The following is an 18,502-nucleotide window of genomic DNA, read 5'->3' on the forward strand; positions in this document are numbered from 1 at the left end:
AGTTGTTTTTATGGCTTAGATTTGTGTTGTTGGTTATTGAATTGTTATTTGGTGGGTTGTGGGAGGGGGTTATTATTTTATTTTTTATTGTTTTTATTTAGTGGTTTAGTCAGCTTGGTTATTGACTACAGATGGGCTTTAATTCTTATTTTTAGTTGTTTGATTTAGTTTTAGGTTTTTTATTATTCAGCTTGTAAAATAAATTATTTTAGTGTTAGGATGGTATAGATTTTGTTTTATAAGTAGTGTATTTGTAAGTGAGTTTGTGGTGGATTTTTGGGTGAGATAGTAGTTTTCTAGTAGCAATACTTTAATTTGATATTTGAAGCCATTGTGGTTGATAGGTTTTAGTTTTTACGTCTTTGTTTTTATTTGTTTTAATTGCTTATATTTTTTTATTAATCTGATAAATTTGGTTTTTACGTATTTTAGTTAGGTTAGGATTATGTGTTATGAAAATAGTAAATTAGTTGACTAATTTAGTTATTTAGTTGAATTGGTTTATTTTTAGCTTTTTTGTTTTTGGTTGTATTATAAAGTGTTATACGTGATTTTAATTTATAATAAAATCTATAATAAGATACAACATATGGATTGAAAAATCTAGCTTTCTTAGAAGAAAATTATCTTCTAAGAAAGAATGTTTTATTCAGCACCTTTTGGAGCTGTAAATGCTGTTATTTCAGGCGGTAATCCTTTGTATTTTTCTATATTTACTAAGCTTGTATGAGAAATGTTTCCGTTTGCTAATTCAGAAGTTGGCATATCAATAGTCAAGACATTTACGTTTCCGTATTTGCACATTCCTTCATCATTTGGGTCATACCACCCACCTTCGCATAATCTTACAACATTTGGCATAATGTCTTTTGTTACAACAGCACCTGCGAGAACTTGACCTCTTTTATTGAAAACTCTTACAATATCGCCATTTTTGATTCCAAGTTTTTTAGCATCAATTGGGTTAATCAATATAGGCTCTCTACCATTTACCGCATACTTTTCACGCAGTGAAGTATGGCACATTTGTGAGTGGAGTCTATTTGTTGGGTGATTGGTTAGTAGATGAAAAGGTGTTTCCTTGGTAGCATTTCCTAGCCATTCTATCGGCTCCATCCACATTGGATGTGCTTTGCAGTCTTTATAGTTATACTTTTCGATTGTTTTTGAGTAAATTTCTATCAAGCCTGATTCAGTACCTAGAGCATTTAAGATAGGATCTTCGATAAATTCAGAAAATCTAACCCATTCCATGCTTTCTATAGTTGGAGAAAAAGTTATAGGCTCGTTTTTCGCCCAAAATTCTTCAAAACTTGGCATTTTTGGTTCAAATACATCCCCATAAGCTTGAGTTTGTTTTAAAGCGCTATTGTAGTATTCTTTGATAAAATCTTTTGCATTTTTACCATTTTCAGTATAAGCATTAAATACATCATCTCCATACACTTTACAAATATCAGCAAAAATTTCATAGTCATCTTTGCTCTCGCCTATTGGTAATACCGCTTGCTTCATTGGAACTATATTCATATTAGAATAATCACCACTCATGGTAATATCATCTCGTTCATAAGAACTTGTAGTAGGCATTATAATATCTGCCATTTTGGCAGTTGGAGTCCAATAAATTTCATTTACAACTATAGTTCTTGGTTTTTGCCATGCTTTTACATTATTGTTTGTATCTTGATGATGAACTAATGGATTTCCACCCGCCCAATAAATAAAGTCAATATCAGGATAGGTTATCTTAGAACCATTATTGTCTATAACTTTTCCAGGATTTAACAAAGCATCGGCTATTCTAGCTACTGGAAAAGAATAACTAGCAGCATTTTGTAGCCATTCGGCACCACCTTGACTAACTCCTGCTTTTGGTAGCCCCTTAAATTTTCCATTTTCCCAAATTCCTACAGCTCCTGCTGTAATACCTCCTATAACACCACCTTTGCATGATGGAACCCCACCATTACTATAGTGATAGCTTAAGCCAAAGCCACCTCCTTTAGTACCAATTTGTCCTATCATTGAAGCTAGGGTTATTAACATCCAATGAGGTTGTTCACCATGATGAGCTCTTTGCATACCCCAACCACTCATGAGCATGGTAGGGTTATCATAAAAGCTTTCAGCTAGTGTTTTAATGGTTTTTTCATCAATCCCGCAAATTTTGCTTGCCCATTTTACATCTTTTTTAATACCATCATTCTTGCCATCTAAATAAGCTTTAAATTTATCAAAACCACTTGTATAATTTTCTAAAAATTCATAATTGACTTTATTTTTTTCTATCAGATGACTAGCCATACCTATCATCATAGCAACATCTGTATTTGGTCTTGGGGAGATCCATTGTGCATTTAAAAATTTAGCAGTTTCAGTTTTTATAGGATCTATACAAATAACCTTGATCTTGCTATTTTTTAATTTTTCAAAATACTGCAAACCCCTTTGGTCGTTTGAAGTCCAAGCTATTCTTAAAGTGGTGATAGGATTAGCACCCCAAATAACTACTATTTTAGAATGTTCTAAAATATTTTCCCATGAAGTTTGTTGTTCATAAACTTCAATGGAGCCTACAACATAAGGCATGATCACTTGAGAAGCTCCGGTTGAGTAATCTCCAGTAGTCCCTACAAACCCACCTGTGACATTTAAAAATCTATGAAGTAATATTCTACAATTTTGCATATTTCCGCTAGATTTCCACCCATAACTTCCACCAAATATAGCTTGAGTTCCTTTTTGCTCTCTTGTTTTTTTAAGTTCTTTTGCTATAAGTTTTATAGCCTCATCATAACTTACACGCACAAATTCATCTTTTCCTCTAAGCTCAGGCTTTGGATTGTCAGGATTTTCAAGATAACTTTTTCTTACATAAGGATATTTCACACGTGATTTATAGATCATATCTGCTGTATAGTGTTGTAAGAGATTGTCAATTTGTGTTACTTTTTCCCATGGCTCACTTTTGATCACAATGCCATCTTTAATGGTAAGCTTTAAAATTCCCCAATGTGCTGCTGTTATCACGCTTCCATTTTTTACTAAACCTGAATTTATAGTTGAAGCTTCAACGCTTTTTCCCATAACCAAACTAGGAACCAGAGGTAATACACTTAAACCAGCACCAATTTTTAAAAATTTTCTTCTATCAAGCCCCATTTTATTTTACCTCCTTAAAATCTTTTGCACTTTTTTGTAAATACTGTATCACTAACCAATGATCTTTTTTATCAATTCCTGTTCTATTTACCATTGATCTAAAAGTAGCAGGCCAACTATTAGCGCTAAATTCACTTTCTTTATGAACACTATGACAAATTCCGCAGTTATTCATATAAAGTTCTTTTGCTTTTATAAACATTTCTTTATTGCTTTTTGCAAAATCTTTCTTATCAGTCCAAACTTCTATGGTAGCTTTATCCCATTTGCCATTTTTACTTTTAGTGTAAGTTTTAAAATCAAGTTTTGTATTTTTAGAAAATGCAGCAACTATGATTCTTTGACTATCGTTGTAATAAAGTACAGAAGGCGAAGCAGGATTAACATAGCCTGTGATCTTGACTAAAACTTTATTTCCATTAGTTTTTAATACTTCAAAAGGATTTGTAGGTAGCAATCTACCAACAGCTTTTGTGTCATTTTTGCTTAAGTAAAGTGAGCTTACTTCACTTGTAAAAAATTCATTTTTAGCACAAACAAAAGAAACAAGTGCTAAGCAGAAAACTAAAATTTTTCCCATTTTGCCTCCTTGACATTTTTTTGATATAAACTTATTGTATATCAATAAAATTAAAAATTTCTTAGTACAAAAAATGTAAAATTAAATATTATTTAATAATTTTTTATTGATTATCAGTTTATTTGTTTTTATATTTTCACAAAGTCTTTTCAATCCTTTAAAGTAAATTTTAGTAAAATACAAAATATTCTTTATAAAGGTTAAAAATGCACTTTACTTTGTTAAATGAAAAAGATTTTTTCAATCCTTACTACCGCAAAAAGCAAATTATGCAAAATGAATTTGACACTTTTAGCAAGGCTTTAACGCAGTATATAGAAAGGCTTGAAAGCTCACAAAGCGAAAACGAAGACTACCTAGTCGCCAATGCACTTAGTCCATTTTTAACCACGCTAAATTTCAAAACCCACATCAAAACCAAACAAAAAGGCAAAAGCGAGATCGATTTAGCTATCGCTAAAGATGAGCTTAGCAAAGACTTAGAAGTTCTCATCGAAGCTAAAAAGCCTAACTCAAAAGAATTCATCACCCACACGAAGCCAAATTCTAAAGCCTTGCATGAGGCCATTTTGTATTATTTTAGAAATAGAGAACATAGCTTTAGTTTGAAATTTATCATCATCACAGACTTTTATAAATTTTACATTTTCAAAGCTAGTGAGTTTGAAGAGCTTTTTTATAAAAACACAAGCTTTAAAAAGCTTTTTGAAGAATTTCAAAGCCCAAATTCACTTTTTAAAGGCAACACTGATGAATTTTACAAAGAAGCAAGCAAACTTATAGAAAATTCCAAAGAAAGCTTAAAAGGCTTTTTCATCGATTTAGCTTTTTTAAAAGACAAGCAAAAGTCAAATTTCAAAAACCTAGCAAGCATTTTTAAAACCTTCCACAAAGACTTTTTGCTAAATGAATTTAGCCCAAATGACGCAAACTCACTAAACAACGCATTCTATAAAGAGCTTTTATATATCTTGGGTTTAAGCGAGAGCAAACAGCTTTCTAAATTCATCATTACACAAAGTGAGCAAAGCAAACAAGCCCAAGGCACGCTTTATCATCTCATAGCGAGCAAGCTTCCAAAGCATGACTTTGAAGAGGTGCTAAAATTCATCATACTTTGGTTAAATCGTATTTTATTTTTAAAGCTTATTGAGTCTAATTTGGTTAGATTTAACGATGATAAAACCCTTAAATTTCTAAACTATGAAAAAATTCCAAATTTCACCACCCTTTCACACCTTTTCTTTGATATCTTAGCTAAAGAAAAGCACACAAGAGCACAGAGTAAATTTAGCTATTTGCCTTATTTAAATTCATCACTTTTTGAAAAACAAGCCATCGAAAAAACCATACTAGAAATCGCCACTTTAGAAAATGATGCCTTGCTAGAGTATCACCCACACACGCAGTTAAAAGATGATAAAGGCAAAAGCAAAAAAGGCAAAGTAGGTTTGCTTGAGTATTTGTTTGAGTTTTTAGACAGCTTTGACTTTGGAGCAGATGAACAAAGCGAAGAACTCATCAAGCAAAAAGAACTCATTAACTCAAGTGTTTTGGGAAATGTCTTTGAAAAGCTAAATGGCTACAAAGAAGGTAGTTTTTATACCCCAAGCTTTATCACTTCATATATGTGTAAAGCAAGCATAGAAAAAGTCGTGCTTGATAAGTTTAACCATACTTTTAAGCTAAATGCCACCAAGCTAAACGAGCTAAGAACCCAGTTGCGTCAAGAAAAAATCCCTCAAGAGCAAAAACTAGCCTTGTTAAATTCCATACGCATTTGCGATCCTGCGGTGGGAAGTGGGCATTTTTTAGTTTCAGCTTTAAATGTCATGCTTATGGTGCATTATGAGCTTGGTTTGTTTGAAGAAGACTTTTACCTAAGCGTGCAAAATGATGAAATTTTAGTGCAAAATCATAAAGGCCAGTTTTTAGAATATAAACGCCCTGATTTTGACAAAGACAAAACCCACCTTTGTCAAAAAGAACTTTTTGAGCGTAAAAAAGACATCATAGAAAACAACCTTTTTGGAGTAGATATCAACCCAAACTCATGTGAAATCACTAAACTAAGGCTTTGGATAGAGCTTTTAAAACACAGCTTTTATGAAAGCTTTGATGATACAAACTATCATGATCTTAAAACCCTACCAAACATCGATATCAACATAAAATGTGGGAATTCGCTTATAAGTTATTTTGAAATTCACAAAAGCCTTTCTCACTACCCCAACATCAAAGAACGCATGGATAAATACAAACGCATAGTCAAAGACTACAAAGAAGGCTTTTACACCGATAAAACTCTCATCGCAAAAGAGATCAAAAACCTCAAAGAGTCTTTTAAAAATTTCTGCTTAAAAGACAAATTTGCCAAAGAGATCAAGCAACTTACCAACGGCGCTAATGAATACTCTAAAAAATACGGCGATTTTTTAGCACAAGATGAAAAAGATGAGAATTTTAGAGCATTTTTCTCTAAAAATATGTTTGAATTTGACTTTGATGAAAGTGCTGCTAAGAAAGAATTTAAAAAGCTTAAAAAGCTTTATGAGAGTATATTTGACTTAGAAAGTGCAAATCCTTTTGAATGGCGTTTTGAATTTAGCGAAGTGCTTGATGAGGGCGGGAATTTTAAAGGGTTTGATCTCATCATCGGTAATCCACCTTACATCAGACAAGAAGACATCAAAGAACTAAAGCCAAATTTAGCCAAAAACTATAAGGTATATAAAGGCACAAGCGACATTTATACTTACTTTTATGAGCTTGGGTTTAATGTACTAAAGCAAAATGGTGTTTTGTCTTTCATCACTTCAAACAAATACACAAGAGCGGGTTATGGAGAGCCTTTGCGTGAATTTTTACTCAAAAACACCACACTTTTAGAATACATTGATCTAAATGGTATAAAAGTCTTTGATAGTGCTACGGTAGATACTTCTATACTAAGCTTTGAAAAAGCAAAAACTAAAGATAATAGCTTTAAGTACCTAGCCCCAAACACCGAGCTTTTAAAAGAAAACGACTTTAATATAGAAAGCATTTTAAATTTTAACAAAATCGCACAAAACTCTTTAAGCAAAGAAAGCTTTACTTTTAACGATGAAAGCACAAACGCACTAAAAGCAAAGATAGAAAAGCACGGCACTCCGCTTAAAGACTGGCATGGGCTTAATATAAACTATGGCATAAAAACGGGCTATAATGAAGCCTTTATCATCACTACTGAAAAAAGAGATGAAATTCTAGCTAAATGCAAAGATGAAGTCGAAAAAGAACGCACCGCCAAACTCATACGCAAAATGCTACGCGGTAGAGATATAAAAAGATATAGTTATGAGTGGGCAGGGCTTTGGGTGATAGGAACTTTTCCAAGTTTAAACATCGATATAGAACAATACCCATCATTAAAATCTTATCTATCTAAATTTTTACCACGCATAAAACAAAGCGGAGAAAAAGGCTGTCGTAAGAAAACAAGTAACAAATGGTTTGAGACCCAAGATAGTATAGCTTATTATCAAGAATTTGAAAAAGAAAAAATAGTTTGGAACCCAGTGAGTGGAGAGTATTTGTTTTCATATATTAATGATCCTATGTTTTTTAATAATTCTTTATTTATGATGACTTCAGATGAAGTAAGTTTAAAATATATATTAGCTTTTATGAATTCTAATTGTTATAAATGGCTAATTACCTTAAAAACAAATTTAATACAAACGGGTTCTTATGCTTATGGAGCTAAAGCTAAAATAGAAAAACTTCCTATACCAAAAATAAATTCTAAAAATGAAAAACTAGCAAACGAGCTTATAAGCTTAGTCGATGAGATTTTAAATTTAAAAGAACAAGACAAAAAAGCAAATACCAAAACCCAAGAAGACAAAATAAACTCTATTGTTTATAAACTTTACAACCTAAACGAAGAAGAAATAAAAACCATTGAGAGCAAGTGAATGAAAGAATTTAATGAAGAGCTAAAGCAATATGGAATTTTTACAGAAAATGGTAAGCAAGATATAAAAGATAATAAAATAACCATACTTGATGCTGAAATAGAAGAGATAAATTTTAAAAAATTGCAAGAAAAAGATATAAAAGAAATTTGTATACTTAGAAGTGAAATAAAATATCTTAATTTTTTTAAAAAAAATACTATAAAAGTAGATTTTAGAATTTGTAATTTTAAAAGTCAAATTATTGCTAGAGAGTTACATTTTGAAAATGAAGTTATATTTCAGCAATGTATATTTGACACTGTAGTAGATTTTTCTAAAACAATATTCGGATCCAAGATTGAATTTTTAGCATCTGTGTTTAAAGACGAAGTAAGATTTATAGAAACAAAGTTTCAAGCGATCCAAAGCGATAGTAAAACAACAGAAAATGATTTCGGAGAAACTATCTTTGAAAGGAAGGTATCTTTTTCTAATGCCGTATTTCAAGCAAAAGTTAATTTTGCACTTTCACAATTTAAAGACGAGATAGGTTTTGCAAAAACCAAATTTCAAGCAATTCAAAGCAATGATGAAGCAATTGAAAATAAATTTTTAGGAGTTATTTTTGCAGGAAGGGCAATCTTTGATGAAGCCACATTTCAAGCAAGGGTTTGTTTTGGAATTTCACAGTTTAAAAATGAAGCAAGATTCATAGGAACTCAATTCCAAGCAAGGCAAGATAATGATAGTAAAATTATAGAAAATGATTTTAAAGAAGTTATTTTTAAAGAAAGAACATCTTTTTCTAATGCCGTATTTCAAGCAAGAGTTGATTTTGCACTTTCACAGTTTAAAGATGTAAGTTTTATAGAAACTCAATTCCTAACAACAAAACAAAATGATAATGAAATAGCAGAAAATAATTTCGAAGGAATTGTATTTCAAGGAAGGGTGTTTTTTTTCGGTTGTATATTTAAAGCAAGGGTTAGTTTTAGAGTCTCAAAATTTAAAAATGAAACTTTTTTTTCAGATATAAAATTAAATAATCATATATTTCATAATGTAGAATTTAATAAAATAAATTTTATTCATAATGATTATACAAATACAGAATCTAATGTAGAGTCTTATGTGTTTCAAAATACGGTATTTAAAGATATGCTAAGTTTTGAAGGAATGGAATTTGAAAGATTAGGATTTTATAATGTTTTATTTAATGGTATTGTAGCTTTTAGCAATACAAAGCTAAATACCAAACCACAATTTATAAATTGCACTTTTTCTAATCAGTTTAACATAGAACATCAATATATCAAATATAGTGATAAAGATATAGAAAATAAGATAAATAATATACAAAATGAAAATGATAAATTTCATACCTTGCTAAATTTAAGAGATTTATTTAGAAAATTAAAAAGCAACCGCATAGCCCATCATAATCTAATTGATGCTTCAGAGCTAAGAACACAAGAACTTTATGCCAGAGAATTAGAACTAAAACATAAAGAAAATAAAAGCTTAAAAGAAAAAATAGAACAATATCAACTTTTCTTTTATCGCAAACTTTGTGATCATCATACAGACTTGCTAAAGGTGTTTCATAATCTACTTATCATCATCATGCTTTTTAGCTTTTTTTCTTTTGTACTTGATAAATTTAAACAACCCAGCATAGAAAATAATGCAAAATATCACATCGTTCAAGTAGATACTAACGAAAGCTATATCTTTAAAGAACACAATAAAACGACTTATAATATCTTTGGTTTAAATATAAACAAAGAAAGTGGCAAGCTAGATGAATTTATAAAAAACAATTTTGCTTATGTATTGATTTTATTATTTATAGTTTTACCGATACTTTCTTTCAATATTTTTACTAATTTATATATTTTTGGTAGCTTTTTTTATATGATTTTTAATTTTTTAGATTTAGTAGCTTTGTATACACATATTGCTATTATAAGTCTTTTTGTATTTTTTGCATTGAAATTTATTTTACTTGATGATAAGCAAGAAATTATAAGAAAAATCATCATTGGTATTTCTTATATAGTTTGCATTTTTGCGCTACTTGCAAAACCTAGTTTAATGCTTCCTGTGTTTGGAAGCTTTTTAGAAAAAGACACCAACGCTACTTATCCTTTACTGTTTAGCTTATCTGTGGTGTATTTTATACTTGTGGCTTTAGTGATATTCTCACTCCAAAAAACCGCACGTAAAAACTCCATAGTGCCAAGTTAAATCAAAAGGCTTATTAAAGCCTTTTTTATGTTTTTTGGTTTTTAAATTTTGCTCGTTTTTAGCTTATGGTATAATGAAAATTATCCAAAAAAGGAGCACCATGCTAAAGACAAGTTTTAAAAAGTCAGTTTTTATCCCAAGCATTAGTATCATAATCATCTTAAGTCTTAGTTGTATTTTCTTACCCAAGCTTACAAATGATTTTATCAATCATATTAAAAGTGGGATTTTTGCAAATTTTTCATGGTTTTATATATTAAGCGTGAGTTTTTTTGTGTGTTTTATGCTAGCACTCGCACTTTCAAAATTTGGCGATATCAAGCTCGGCGATGATGATGAAAAACCTCATTTTAAATTCACTTCATGGCTTGCTATGCTTTTTGCTACGGGTATGGGCGTGGGGCTTATGTATTTTGGTGTGGCTGAACCTCTCATACATAAAAAAGCCTTACAAACAAGCGATGAAGAAGCTATGCTACATACTATTTTTCACTGGGGAATTCACCCATGGGCTATTTATGGGGTGTGTGCTTTGGCTATGGCGTATTTTGGTTTTAGATATAAAATGCCTCTTAGTTTGCGTAGTGCTTTTTACCCTTTGCTTAAAGACAAAATTTATGGTTTTTGGGGAAATTTAGTTGATATGCTAGCTTTGATTGTCACGGTTTTTGGAATTAGCACTACGCTTGGTTATAGTGCATCTCAGCTTAATGCTGGCTTTTTAAATTTAGGCATTTTAAACGAACAAAGTTTTTTAGAACAAAGCGTGATTATAATCATCATTATTTCTTTGGCCACGCTCTCATCGATTAGTGGTTTGACAAAGGGCTTAAAAATTTTAAGCGAGGCAAATTTGGTTTTTGCAGTGTGTTTAATGCTTTTTGTGCTTTTTTCAACCAACACCATTCAAATTCTTTCACAATTTAGCTCTAATATTGGCAATTATTTGCAAAATTTAATTTCTTTGAGTTTTAAGACTTATTATTATGAAAAAGAACATATAGAGTGGTTTAATAACTGGACTATTTATTATTGGGCTTGGTGGCTTAGTTGGGCGCCTTTTGTGGGCTTTTTCATCGCTAAAATTTCTCGCGGTAGAACGATAAGGGAATTTATCTTTGGTGTGCTTGTAGTGCCTACTAGTTTTAATATACTTTGGTTTAGCATTTTTGGCAATAGTGCTTTAAATTTCAATGATATTTTAAGTCCTTTTATTTCAGCACCTGAAAGTTTGCTTTTTTATTTTTTACAAAATTTTTCTTTTTCTTATTTTAGTTCTTTGCTTGCACTTTTGGTTTTGGCTTTGTTTTTCATCACTTCAGCAGATAGTGGGATATTTGTGTTAAATTCTTTAAGCAGTGGCGGGACTCATGAGCCATACAAATGGCAAAATATCCTTTGGGGTTTTGTACTTGCACTTTTAGCTACTTCTTTGTTGTATTCAGGTGGTTTGGGAGCGATTTTAAGTATTACTATGATAGTGGCTTTACCTTTTGCCTTTTTGCTTTGTTTGATGTGTTTTTCACTGCTTAAAGGTTTAATCGTAGATGTAAATTACTCTTTGACTAAGCTTAGTCAAAGTAGTGTGTATTTTTCAGGGGAATTTTGGCAAGAAAGACTAGCTAGAATTTTAAAACAAAGTAAAGAACAAGACATACAAAATTTCTTAAATACTAAAGTCAAAAATGCTATGGAATCACTCAGCCAAAGTCTAAAAAATTACGGCTTAAAAACACAAATTGTTCAAGAAAAATCAAGTATAAGTTTGATTATAAAAAAAGAATTTGCAAAAGATTTTATCTATGGAGTGCAAGTAGTAAAAAAACAAGCAAGCCAAAGCATAATTGATGATAAATTTATGCCAACTTATTCTAAAGAATTTATTTTTGAGCCACAAACTTTCTTTGCTGATTCGCGTAATGGTTATAATATAGAGTATTTAAACGAGCAAGAAATCATCGTAGATATACTAAAGCAGTATGAGAGGTATTTGCAACTTTTATTTGATGATAAAAATGAAATTTTTACCAAAGCTTATGATTAAAAAGCGTTATAATTTCACTTTATTTTATAAGAAAGGCTTTTTATGTTGAGATTTTTTATCATGCTTTTTTGTGCTTTAAATCTTTTTGCTATCACGCCAAAAGATACGATTGTTATAGCAGTGGAGAATGAACCAGAGCGTGTAAATCCGCTTTTTAGTGAAGATCATGATGTGGCAATTGCTCTTGTGTTTTCAGGGCTTACACGCTTTGATGAGAATATGAAATTAGCGCCTGATCTTGCTAGTTCTTGGAAAGTTAGCAAAGATGGGCTTGTTTATGAATTTACTTTAAGAGATGATGTATTGTGGCATGATGGGGCTAAATTTAGCGCTAAAGATGTGGAATTTAGTATAAATGCTTTAAAAGATGAGAAGTTAAATTCGCCTTCAAAAGTAAATTTTGACGCAGTTAAAGAAGTAAAAATTATCGATGATTATCATTTGTCTATCACACTCTCAAAGCCTTTTCCTGCATTTTTAGACGCTTTGAGTGTGGGAATTTTACCAAAACATTTACTTGAAAAAGAAAATTTAAATACCACTAAATTTAATCAAATGCCTATAGGAACAGGATCATATAAGCTAAAACAATGGAAAAAAGGTCAATACATGATCTTAGAGGCAAATGAAAATTATCATTTAGCTAAGGTAAAAACACCAAAACTCATACTAAAACACATTAAAGATCCAAGTATTAGCGCAATTGAGCTTAAAAATGGTTCTATTGATGTGGCTTTGGTTGATTTTGCTCTAGCTTCAAATTTTGCAAATGATAAAAACTTTAAAATGCTTATAGAGGCTTCGGCTGATTACCGTGCTTTGATGTTTAATCTTAATCATGAGTTTTTAAAGGATCAAAATGTGCGTTTAGCGCTAAATTATGCTATTGATAAACAAGCTATTGTAAATTCACTTTTGCATTCTTTTGGAAAAGTAGCAAATCATCCTTTAGAAAAATCATGGGCAAATCCTAAAGAATTTGCAAGCTATGCTTATGATATAAAAAAAGCAAATGAGCTTTTAGCAAAAGCAGGCTTTGTGAAAAACAAAAATGGAATTTTAGAAAAAAATGGCAAAGAATTTAGCTTTGAAATGTATGCTATGAGTGAAGATCCGCTAAGAGTGGCTTTGGTAAATATCTTACAAAGTGAGTTTTTAAAGCTTGGCATAAAAGCAAAAGCGGTAGCTAAGCCAAGTGGAAGTTTTGATTATACGAAAATTGATAGCTTTTTAGTAGGTTGGGGTAGTCCTTATGATCCTGATTTTCATACCTTTAGAGTTTTTGCAAGCTCTCAAGATAGTGCTTTAAACTCTAGTGGATGGAATTTTGGCCATTATCAAAATGCTAAAGTTGATGAGGCTTTAACAAAGGCTAGAAATTCACTTGATGTAAATGAAAGAAAAAAACACTATAAAGAATTTATCGATGCTTTATATAAAGATCCTGCGTTTTTATTTATAGCTTATATTGATTATCCTTTAGTTTTTGCTAAAAATATCCAAGGTATAAAACCTCATATTTTAGGTCATCATGGGGTAGGTTTTACTTGGAATGCTTATGAGTGGAGCAAAAATTAGTGCTAAAACTCATTTTTAAACGCCTTTTATGGGCGTTTTTCTTGATGATTTTTGCAAGTTTTTTATGTTTTGTGATGATTTATCATGCTAAAGGAAGCGTGGTTTTTGCTAGTGTGCCTCAAGGTACTAGCCTTAAAATAAAAGAAGAAATCGAGCGTAATTTAAATTTAGACAAGCCCTTATTAGAGCAGTATGAAAATTGGCTTTTTAATGCTATGAAAGGCGACTTTTCCTACTCTTTAATTAGCGGAGAAAAGGTTAGTGAAATTTTAAAAGAAAAACTTCCCTATACCATCATACTAGGGAGTTTAGCTTTTTTTATACTTTTTGTGTTATCTTTGGTTTTAGCACTTTTTTGTGTTCTTTATAAAGATAGCTTTTTAGATAAATTTATCACTTTTTTAACGATGAGTTTTTTTGCATTACCTGCTTTTTCTTTATCATTAATGCTTATTTTAGTTTTTGCTGTATTTTTTAAGCTTTTTCCAAGTTCGGCTATTGCTGATATTGGCTTTGAAGATGATGTGTTTAATCGTTTGTGGCATTTGTTTTTACCAGTATGTGCTTTAGTGCTTTCGCATTTAGCTGTTTTTGTGCGTTTTATAAGGACAAGTTTGATTGATAGTTTAAATCAAAGCTTTATAGAAAGTGCTTTTGCAAGAGGGCTTAGTAAAACAAGAATTTATTTGCACTTTGTGTTAAAAGATGCTTTTGGTTCTATACTCGCGTACTTTGGTGCTTCTTTTGTGAGTTTTTTAATGGGAACTTATATAGTAGAAAGTGTGTTTTCTTATGAGGGCGTGGGAAATTTGGTAATTAAAAGCATATTGTTTAAAGATTATCCTGTGGTGCTAGCTGTGGTGATTTTTAGCATTTTAGTAGTGGTGCTTGTAAATTTGATCGTAGAAATAATTTGTAAGATGATTAATCCGAGGTTTGCTAATGCGTAAGTTTTACGTGATGATGATTTTGCTAAGTTTTGTTTTAGCACTTTTTGCACCTTTAATAAGCTCTTATGATCCAAATTTAGTGGATTTAAGTAAGGCTAAAATAGCCCCAAATTTAAGTCATATTTTTGGCACAGATTTACTTGGCAGGGATGTTTTTACGCGTATTTTATATGCCTTGCGTGTTTCTTTATTTGTAGGGGTAATGGCAGCATTTTTTAGTGTGCTTTTTGCTTGTGTTTATGTGTTTTTAACAAGATTTTTTGCTTATGCTTTTTTCGCTAGAGTGCTTGATATGCTTTTAGCACTACCTTCTTTGCTTGTGATTATGTTTTTTCAAAGCTTTTTGGCAGGATCTTTGTGGAGTATGATTTTTATCATCGCTTTGGGGCATTTTGCTTTTGTGGCAAAAGTGCTTGATACTCAACTGAATAAATTTCAAAAACTTGAGTTTTATCAAAATGCTATCATTTTAGGTTCTAGCAAGATGAAAGCTTTATTTAGTGAACTTTTGCCTGCTTGTTGGAATTTGCTTTTTGTGCTTTTTGTTTTAAATATTGCTCATGCTATTACAAGCGAAGCCACTTTGAGTTTTTTTGGTTTGGGCGTAGAGCTTTGGACTCCAAGTTTAGGAAATATGCTAAATGAAGCAAGCAAGGCTGTGTTTTTAGGATTTTGGTGGATGATAGTTTTTCCAGTAGCCTTTATACTTATGCTTATTTTGCCTTTGCTTGCTTTGGGTAATGATTTACAAGAAGAGATTAAAGCATGATAGAAATTTCAAATCTTAACCTTAGCTTTAAAGATAAAATCTTACTAAAGGATATCAATCTTAATTTAGAAGATGGTAAAGCTTTGGCTATCATGGGTAAAAGTGGAGCTGGAAAAAGTTTGCTTTTAAAAAGCATGATTAAGCTTTTTGATAAACACTATAAACTTAATGCGCAAAAATTTCAGATAGATCAAAAAAATATTTTAAATTTAAAAGAAAAAGAACTAAATGCCTTAAGAGCTAAGGTAAATTTGCTTTTTCAAGACGTTTATGGGAGTTTTTATCCTCTTGTTGATATAGGGAGTTATTTTAATATAGTTTTAAAAACTCATACTAATTTAAGCACAAAAGAGATTAAAGAAAAGGCCTTTTATTATTTTGAGTGTTTAGGGCTTAAAAATCATGATCTTTTATGGCATTCTTTTATATATCAGCTAAGTGGTGGTATGGCAAGACGCATTCAAATAGCGCTAGCTTTACTAAGCGGTGCTAAGTATTTATTGTGTGATGAGATTACAAGTTCTCTTGATAGAGCTAATGAAGAAAAAATCATCGCTATTTTAAAAGAGTTAAAAACACAATTTAAAAATCTCATTTTCATCACGCATGATATAAATTTAGCCAAAGAGCTTTGCGATGAGGTGGCCATCATAGAAGATAAAACTTTGCTTTATCAAATGCCTATGAAAGAATTTTTAAGCAATCCAAAAGGAACTTTTGCAAAAGAATTGCTAGAACTTTATGAGAATGAAAATGTTTTTAGAAGTTAAAAATTTAAGCAAATCTTATAAAATTAAAAAACACTGGTATTTAAAAGAAGAAGAAATTTTTGTTTTTAAAGATGTGAGTTTTTCTTTAAATCAAAATGAGAATTTATTGCTTTGTGGGGAAAGTGGTAGTGGCAAAAGCACTCTAGCTAAAATTCTTTGTATGCTTGAACGAGCAAATACTGGAAAAGTTTTATTTGAAAATAAAAATATATTAAATTTAGATTTTAATACTCAAAGAAAATTACGCCAAAAAATTCAATATGTTTTCCAAGATCAAAAGCTAGCTTTAAATCCTTATAAAAGCACTAAAAGACTTTTACTTGATGTATATGAAAATTTTAAACTTAAGCCTGATTTTGAAGAGCTTTTTAAACTTTTTGATGCTTTTGAACTTGAAAAAGATATTTTAAATTTAAAACCCTCTAAGCTAAGTGGTGGTCAAAGCCAAAGATTAGGTTTGATTAGAGCTTTGCTTTTAAGGCCAAAATTGCTTATTTTAGATGAAATCACAGCAGCGCTTGATGTAGTAACTGCTTATAAAATTTTAAACTACTTGCACACTTTTCAAAAAATGCATGATATTACTTATATATTTATTTCTCATCAAGAAAAAATCTTGCAAGATATATGCCATAAAAAAGTGTTTTTATAATAAAGATAAAAATTGTTTCATTTTGAAATACTTAAAAAATTATTTTTTTGATAATAAGTTTTTATATAGCTAAGTTAAAGTAAAATAAATTTTAATTATGCTTGAATAAAAGGTTTATTATGACGCACGCAACTATAGAGCATCAATACTTTGGCATCTTTGCAATGCTTGTTATTGCAAGTGTTATATTTTTTACTTTGGTGTACATTTCTTCTAAAATAGGATCCAAACTCGCCTCTCATAATAGAAAAAAACTCGGACTTGGGATTTATGAGTGTGGACCTATGGCTTCTAAGCAAGCAAACAAAATCAATTCTCAATTCTTTGTTTTTGCTTTGATTTTTATTTTGCTTGATATTGAAGTAGTATTTTTATTTCCTTGGGCAGTGATTTTTAAAGATTTAACCGCAGAGCTTTCAAATTACGGCTTATCTTTGTTTGCCTTAGTGGAAGTGTTTGTTTTTATTTTATTGCTTGCAATAGGTTTTTTATACGCTTATAAAAAAGGAGCATTCGCATGGCAGAGTATCAAAAAATGAGCAATGCGCCAGTTGTTTTAACTACGGTTGATAAGTTAGTGCAATGGGGTAGAAGTAATTCTTTATGGACGCTATCTTATGGGCTTGCTTGTTGTGCTATTGAAATGATGGCAGCAGGTGGTGCAAGATATGATTTTGATAGATTTGGAACGATTTTTAGAGCAAGTCCAAGACAATCTGAAGTAATGATTATAGCGGGTACTTTAAGCAAAAAACATGCTGAATTTACAAGAAGACTTTATGATCAAATGCCTGATCCTAAATGGGTTATCTCTATGGGTTCTTGTGCAAATACTGGTGGTATGTTTAATACTTATTCTACTGTTCAAGGGGTAGATAGAATCATTCCTGTTGATATTTATGTACCAGGCTGTGCCCCACGCCCTGAAACTTTTCAATTTGCTTTGATGATTTTGCAAAAAAGAATTCGTAAAGAAAAAGCAAGCAGAAAAATAGCTCCAAAAAGGCTTATATGATGAGAAAATATAGCGATAAGAAAAATGCTCAGCTAAAAAATTATTATGAAGATAGATTTTACCATGCACCTACAACTAAAAAGCTAAGCACAGAGGGTAGTGCTTTTGAGAGTGATCATCAAATCTTAAGCCAAGAATTTGAATTAAAAAATTCTTTTATAGAGCTTGATTTTTGGGTGATTGAAATAAATAAAGATGATAATGTTGCTATTCTTAGCAAGCTTAAAAATTTAGGTTATAGTTGTTTTACTGATGCAAGTGCGATTGATTTTGTCGCTCAAAAACAAGGTTTTGAAGTATATTATCAGCTTTTAAATATGGAGAAAAATTTAAGAGTGAGAATAAAGACTTTCGTTGGTTTAAAAGAAAGACTTCAAAGTGTTATGAGTGTTTTTAAGGGTGCTAATTGGTGTGAGAGAGAAATATATGATATGTTTGGAATTTTCATTATCAATCATCCGAATTTAAAAAGACTTTTAATGCCTGATGATTGGTATGGACATCCTTTTTTAAAAAGCTATCCTTTGCATGGTGATGAATTTGCTAAATGGTACGAGATAGATAAAATTTTTGGAAAAGAATATCGCGAGGTTGTAGGTGAGGAAAATAGAGATCCAGGTTTTGTAGATGAAAAAGACACGCTAAACTTTAGCAGAATTTATCATGAGGTTGGCAAAGGCGAAGCCCCAAGAGAAGATAAATACCTACAAGAATATCAAGAAGAAGGTGGCGTGCCTTTTGTGAAAAAAGCTAAAAGAACGCAAGTAAAAATTTTAGATAAGAGAAGATAA

Annotated in this window: 13 protein-coding genes; 11 read left to right on the top strand and 2 right to left on the bottom strand. The window is 30.9% G+C overall.

The annotated features are described in order from the left end of the window. Positions 1–645: 645 nt before the first annotated feature. Together L8U41_RS01420 and L8U41_RS01425 are read right to left on the bottom strand one after the other, a co-directional pair. Complete coding sequence (locus L8U41_RS01420; RefSeq protein WP_263727610.1) at positions 646–3,165, bottom strand: molybdopterin guanine dinucleotide-containing S/N-oxide reductase; 2,520 nt, start codon at positions 3,163–3,165, stop codon at positions 646–648. A 1-nt stretch (position 3,166) separates the two neighbouring features. Then, complete coding sequence (locus L8U41_RS01425; protein ID WP_263727611.1) at positions 3,167–3,745, bottom strand: cytochrome C; 579 nt, start codon at positions 3,743–3,745, stop codon at positions 3,167–3,169. A gap of 206 nt (positions 3,746–3,951) precedes the next feature. On the opposite strand from L8U41_RS01425, the gene L8U41_RS01430 reads away from it, so the two are divergent. The 11 genes from L8U41_RS01430 to L8U41_RS01480 all read left to right on the top strand — a co-directional run bounded on the left by L8U41_RS01430 (position 3,952) and on the right by L8U41_RS01480 (position 18,502). Next, complete coding sequence (locus L8U41_RS01430) at positions 3,952–7,704, top strand: Eco57I restriction-modification methylase domain-containing protein (RefSeq protein ID WP_263727612.1); 3,753 nt, start codon at positions 3,952–3,954, stop codon at positions 7,702–7,704. Next, entirely contained in the window at positions 7,705–9,933 is a 2,229-nt protein-coding gene (locus L8U41_RS01435) for a hypothetical protein (RefSeq protein ID WP_263727613.1), read from the top strand. It abuts the gene before it with no gap. 100 nt (positions 9,934–10,033) lie between these two features. Further along, a complete protein-coding gene (locus tag L8U41_RS01440) occupies positions 10,034–11,977 on the top strand; it encodes a BCCT family transporter (protein ID WP_263727614.1) in 1,944 nt (647 codons plus the stop codon). A 42-nt stretch (positions 11,978–12,019) separates the two neighbouring features. Further along, the gene (locus tag L8U41_RS01445; RefSeq protein WP_263727615.1) at positions 12,020–13,555 is read left to right on the top strand and encodes an ABC transporter substrate-binding protein; all 1,536 of its coding nucleotides are present in this window, start codon (positions 12,020–12,022) and stop codon (positions 13,553–13,555) included. An 11-nt stretch (positions 13,556–13,566) separates the two neighbouring features. Continuing rightward, the gene (locus L8U41_RS01450; RefSeq protein ID WP_318529793.1) at positions 13,567–14,505 is read left to right on the top strand and encodes an ABC transporter permease; all 939 of its coding nucleotides are present in this window, start codon (positions 13,567–13,569) and stop codon (positions 14,503–14,505) included. After that, entirely contained in the window at positions 14,498–15,274 is a 777-nt protein-coding gene (locus tag L8U41_RS01455; RefSeq protein WP_263727617.1) for an ABC transporter permease, read from the top strand. Before L8U41_RS01450 ends, L8U41_RS01455 begins: the two co-directional genes overlap by 8 nt. Then, positions 15,271–16,044, top strand: coding sequence for an ATP-binding cassette domain-containing protein (locus L8U41_RS01460; protein ID WP_263727618.1), 774 nt, complete (start codon positions 15,271–15,273; stop codon positions 16,042–16,044). The genes L8U41_RS01455 and L8U41_RS01460 overlap by 4 nt, the downstream gene beginning before the upstream one ends. Then, a complete protein-coding gene (locus L8U41_RS01465) occupies positions 16,028–16,696 on the top strand; it encodes an ATP-binding cassette domain-containing protein (RefSeq protein ID WP_263727619.1) in 669 nt (222 codons plus the stop codon). The genes L8U41_RS01460 and L8U41_RS01465 overlap by 17 nt, the downstream gene beginning before the upstream one ends. A 119-nt stretch (positions 16,697–16,815) precedes the next feature. Further along, complete coding sequence (locus L8U41_RS01470) at positions 16,816–17,235, top strand: NAD(P)H-quinone oxidoreductase subunit 3 (RefSeq protein ID WP_263679533.1); 420 nt, start codon at positions 16,816–16,818, stop codon at positions 17,233–17,235. Further along, the gene (locus L8U41_RS01475) at positions 17,232–17,711 is read left to right on the top strand and encodes a NuoB/complex I 20 kDa subunit family protein (RefSeq protein WP_412175021.1); all 480 of its coding nucleotides are present in this window, start codon (positions 17,232–17,234) and stop codon (positions 17,709–17,711) included. The genes L8U41_RS01470 and L8U41_RS01475 overlap by 4 nt, the downstream gene beginning before the upstream one ends. Further along, positions 17,711–18,502, top strand: coding sequence for an NADH-quinone oxidoreductase subunit C (locus L8U41_RS01480; RefSeq protein WP_263727621.1), 792 nt, complete (start codon positions 17,711–17,713; stop codon positions 18,500–18,502). The genes L8U41_RS01475 and L8U41_RS01480 overlap by 1 nt, the downstream gene beginning before the upstream one ends.

Source organism: Campylobacter sp. RKI_CA19_01116 (genome assembly GCF_025771405.1).
GTDB lineage: Bacteria > Campylobacterota > Campylobacteria > Campylobacterales > Campylobacteraceae > Campylobacter_D.

Coding starts and splice junctions, on each gene's coding strand:
- L8U41_RS01425 (WP_263727611.1), bottom strand. CDS start 3,745: ATGGGAAAAATTTTAGTTTTCTGCTTAGCACTTGTTTCTTTTGTTTGT.
- L8U41_RS01435 (WP_263727613.1), top strand. CDS start 7,705: ATGAAAGAATTTAATGAAGAGCTAAAGCAATATGGAATTTTTACAGAA.
- L8U41_RS01460 (WP_263727618.1), top strand. CDS start 15,271: ATGATAGAAATTTCAAATCTTAACCTTAGCTTTAAAGATAAAATCTTA.
- L8U41_RS01480 (WP_263727621.1), top strand. CDS start 17,711: ATGAGAAAATATAGCGATAAGAAAAATGCTCAGCTAAAAAATTATTAT.
- L8U41_RS01455 (WP_263727617.1), top strand. CDS start 14,498: ATGCGTAAGTTTTACGTGATGATGATTTTGCTAAGTTTTGTTTTAGCA.
- L8U41_RS01430 (WP_263727612.1), top strand. CDS start 3,952: ATGCACTTTACTTTGTTAAATGAAAAAGATTTTTTCAATCCTTACTAC.
- L8U41_RS01475 (WP_412175021.1), top strand. CDS start 17,232: ATGAGCAATGCGCCAGTTGTTTTAACTACGGTTGATAAGTTAGTGCAA.
- L8U41_RS01420 (WP_263727610.1), bottom strand. CDS start 3,165: ATGGGGCTTGATAGAAGAAAATTTTTAAAAATTGGTGCTGGTTTAAGT.
- L8U41_RS01445 (WP_263727615.1), top strand. CDS start 12,020: ATGTTGAGATTTTTTATCATGCTTTTTTGTGCTTTAAATCTTTTTGCT.
- L8U41_RS01465 (WP_263727619.1), top strand. CDS start 16,028: ATGTTTTTAGAAGTTAAAAATTTAAGCAAATCTTATAAAATTAAAAAA.
- L8U41_RS01470 (WP_263679533.1), top strand. CDS start 16,816: ATGACGCACGCAACTATAGAGCATCAATACTTTGGCATCTTTGCAATG.
- L8U41_RS01440 (WP_263727614.1), top strand. CDS start 10,034: ATGCTAAAGACAAGTTTTAAAAAGTCAGTTTTTATCCCAAGCATTAGT.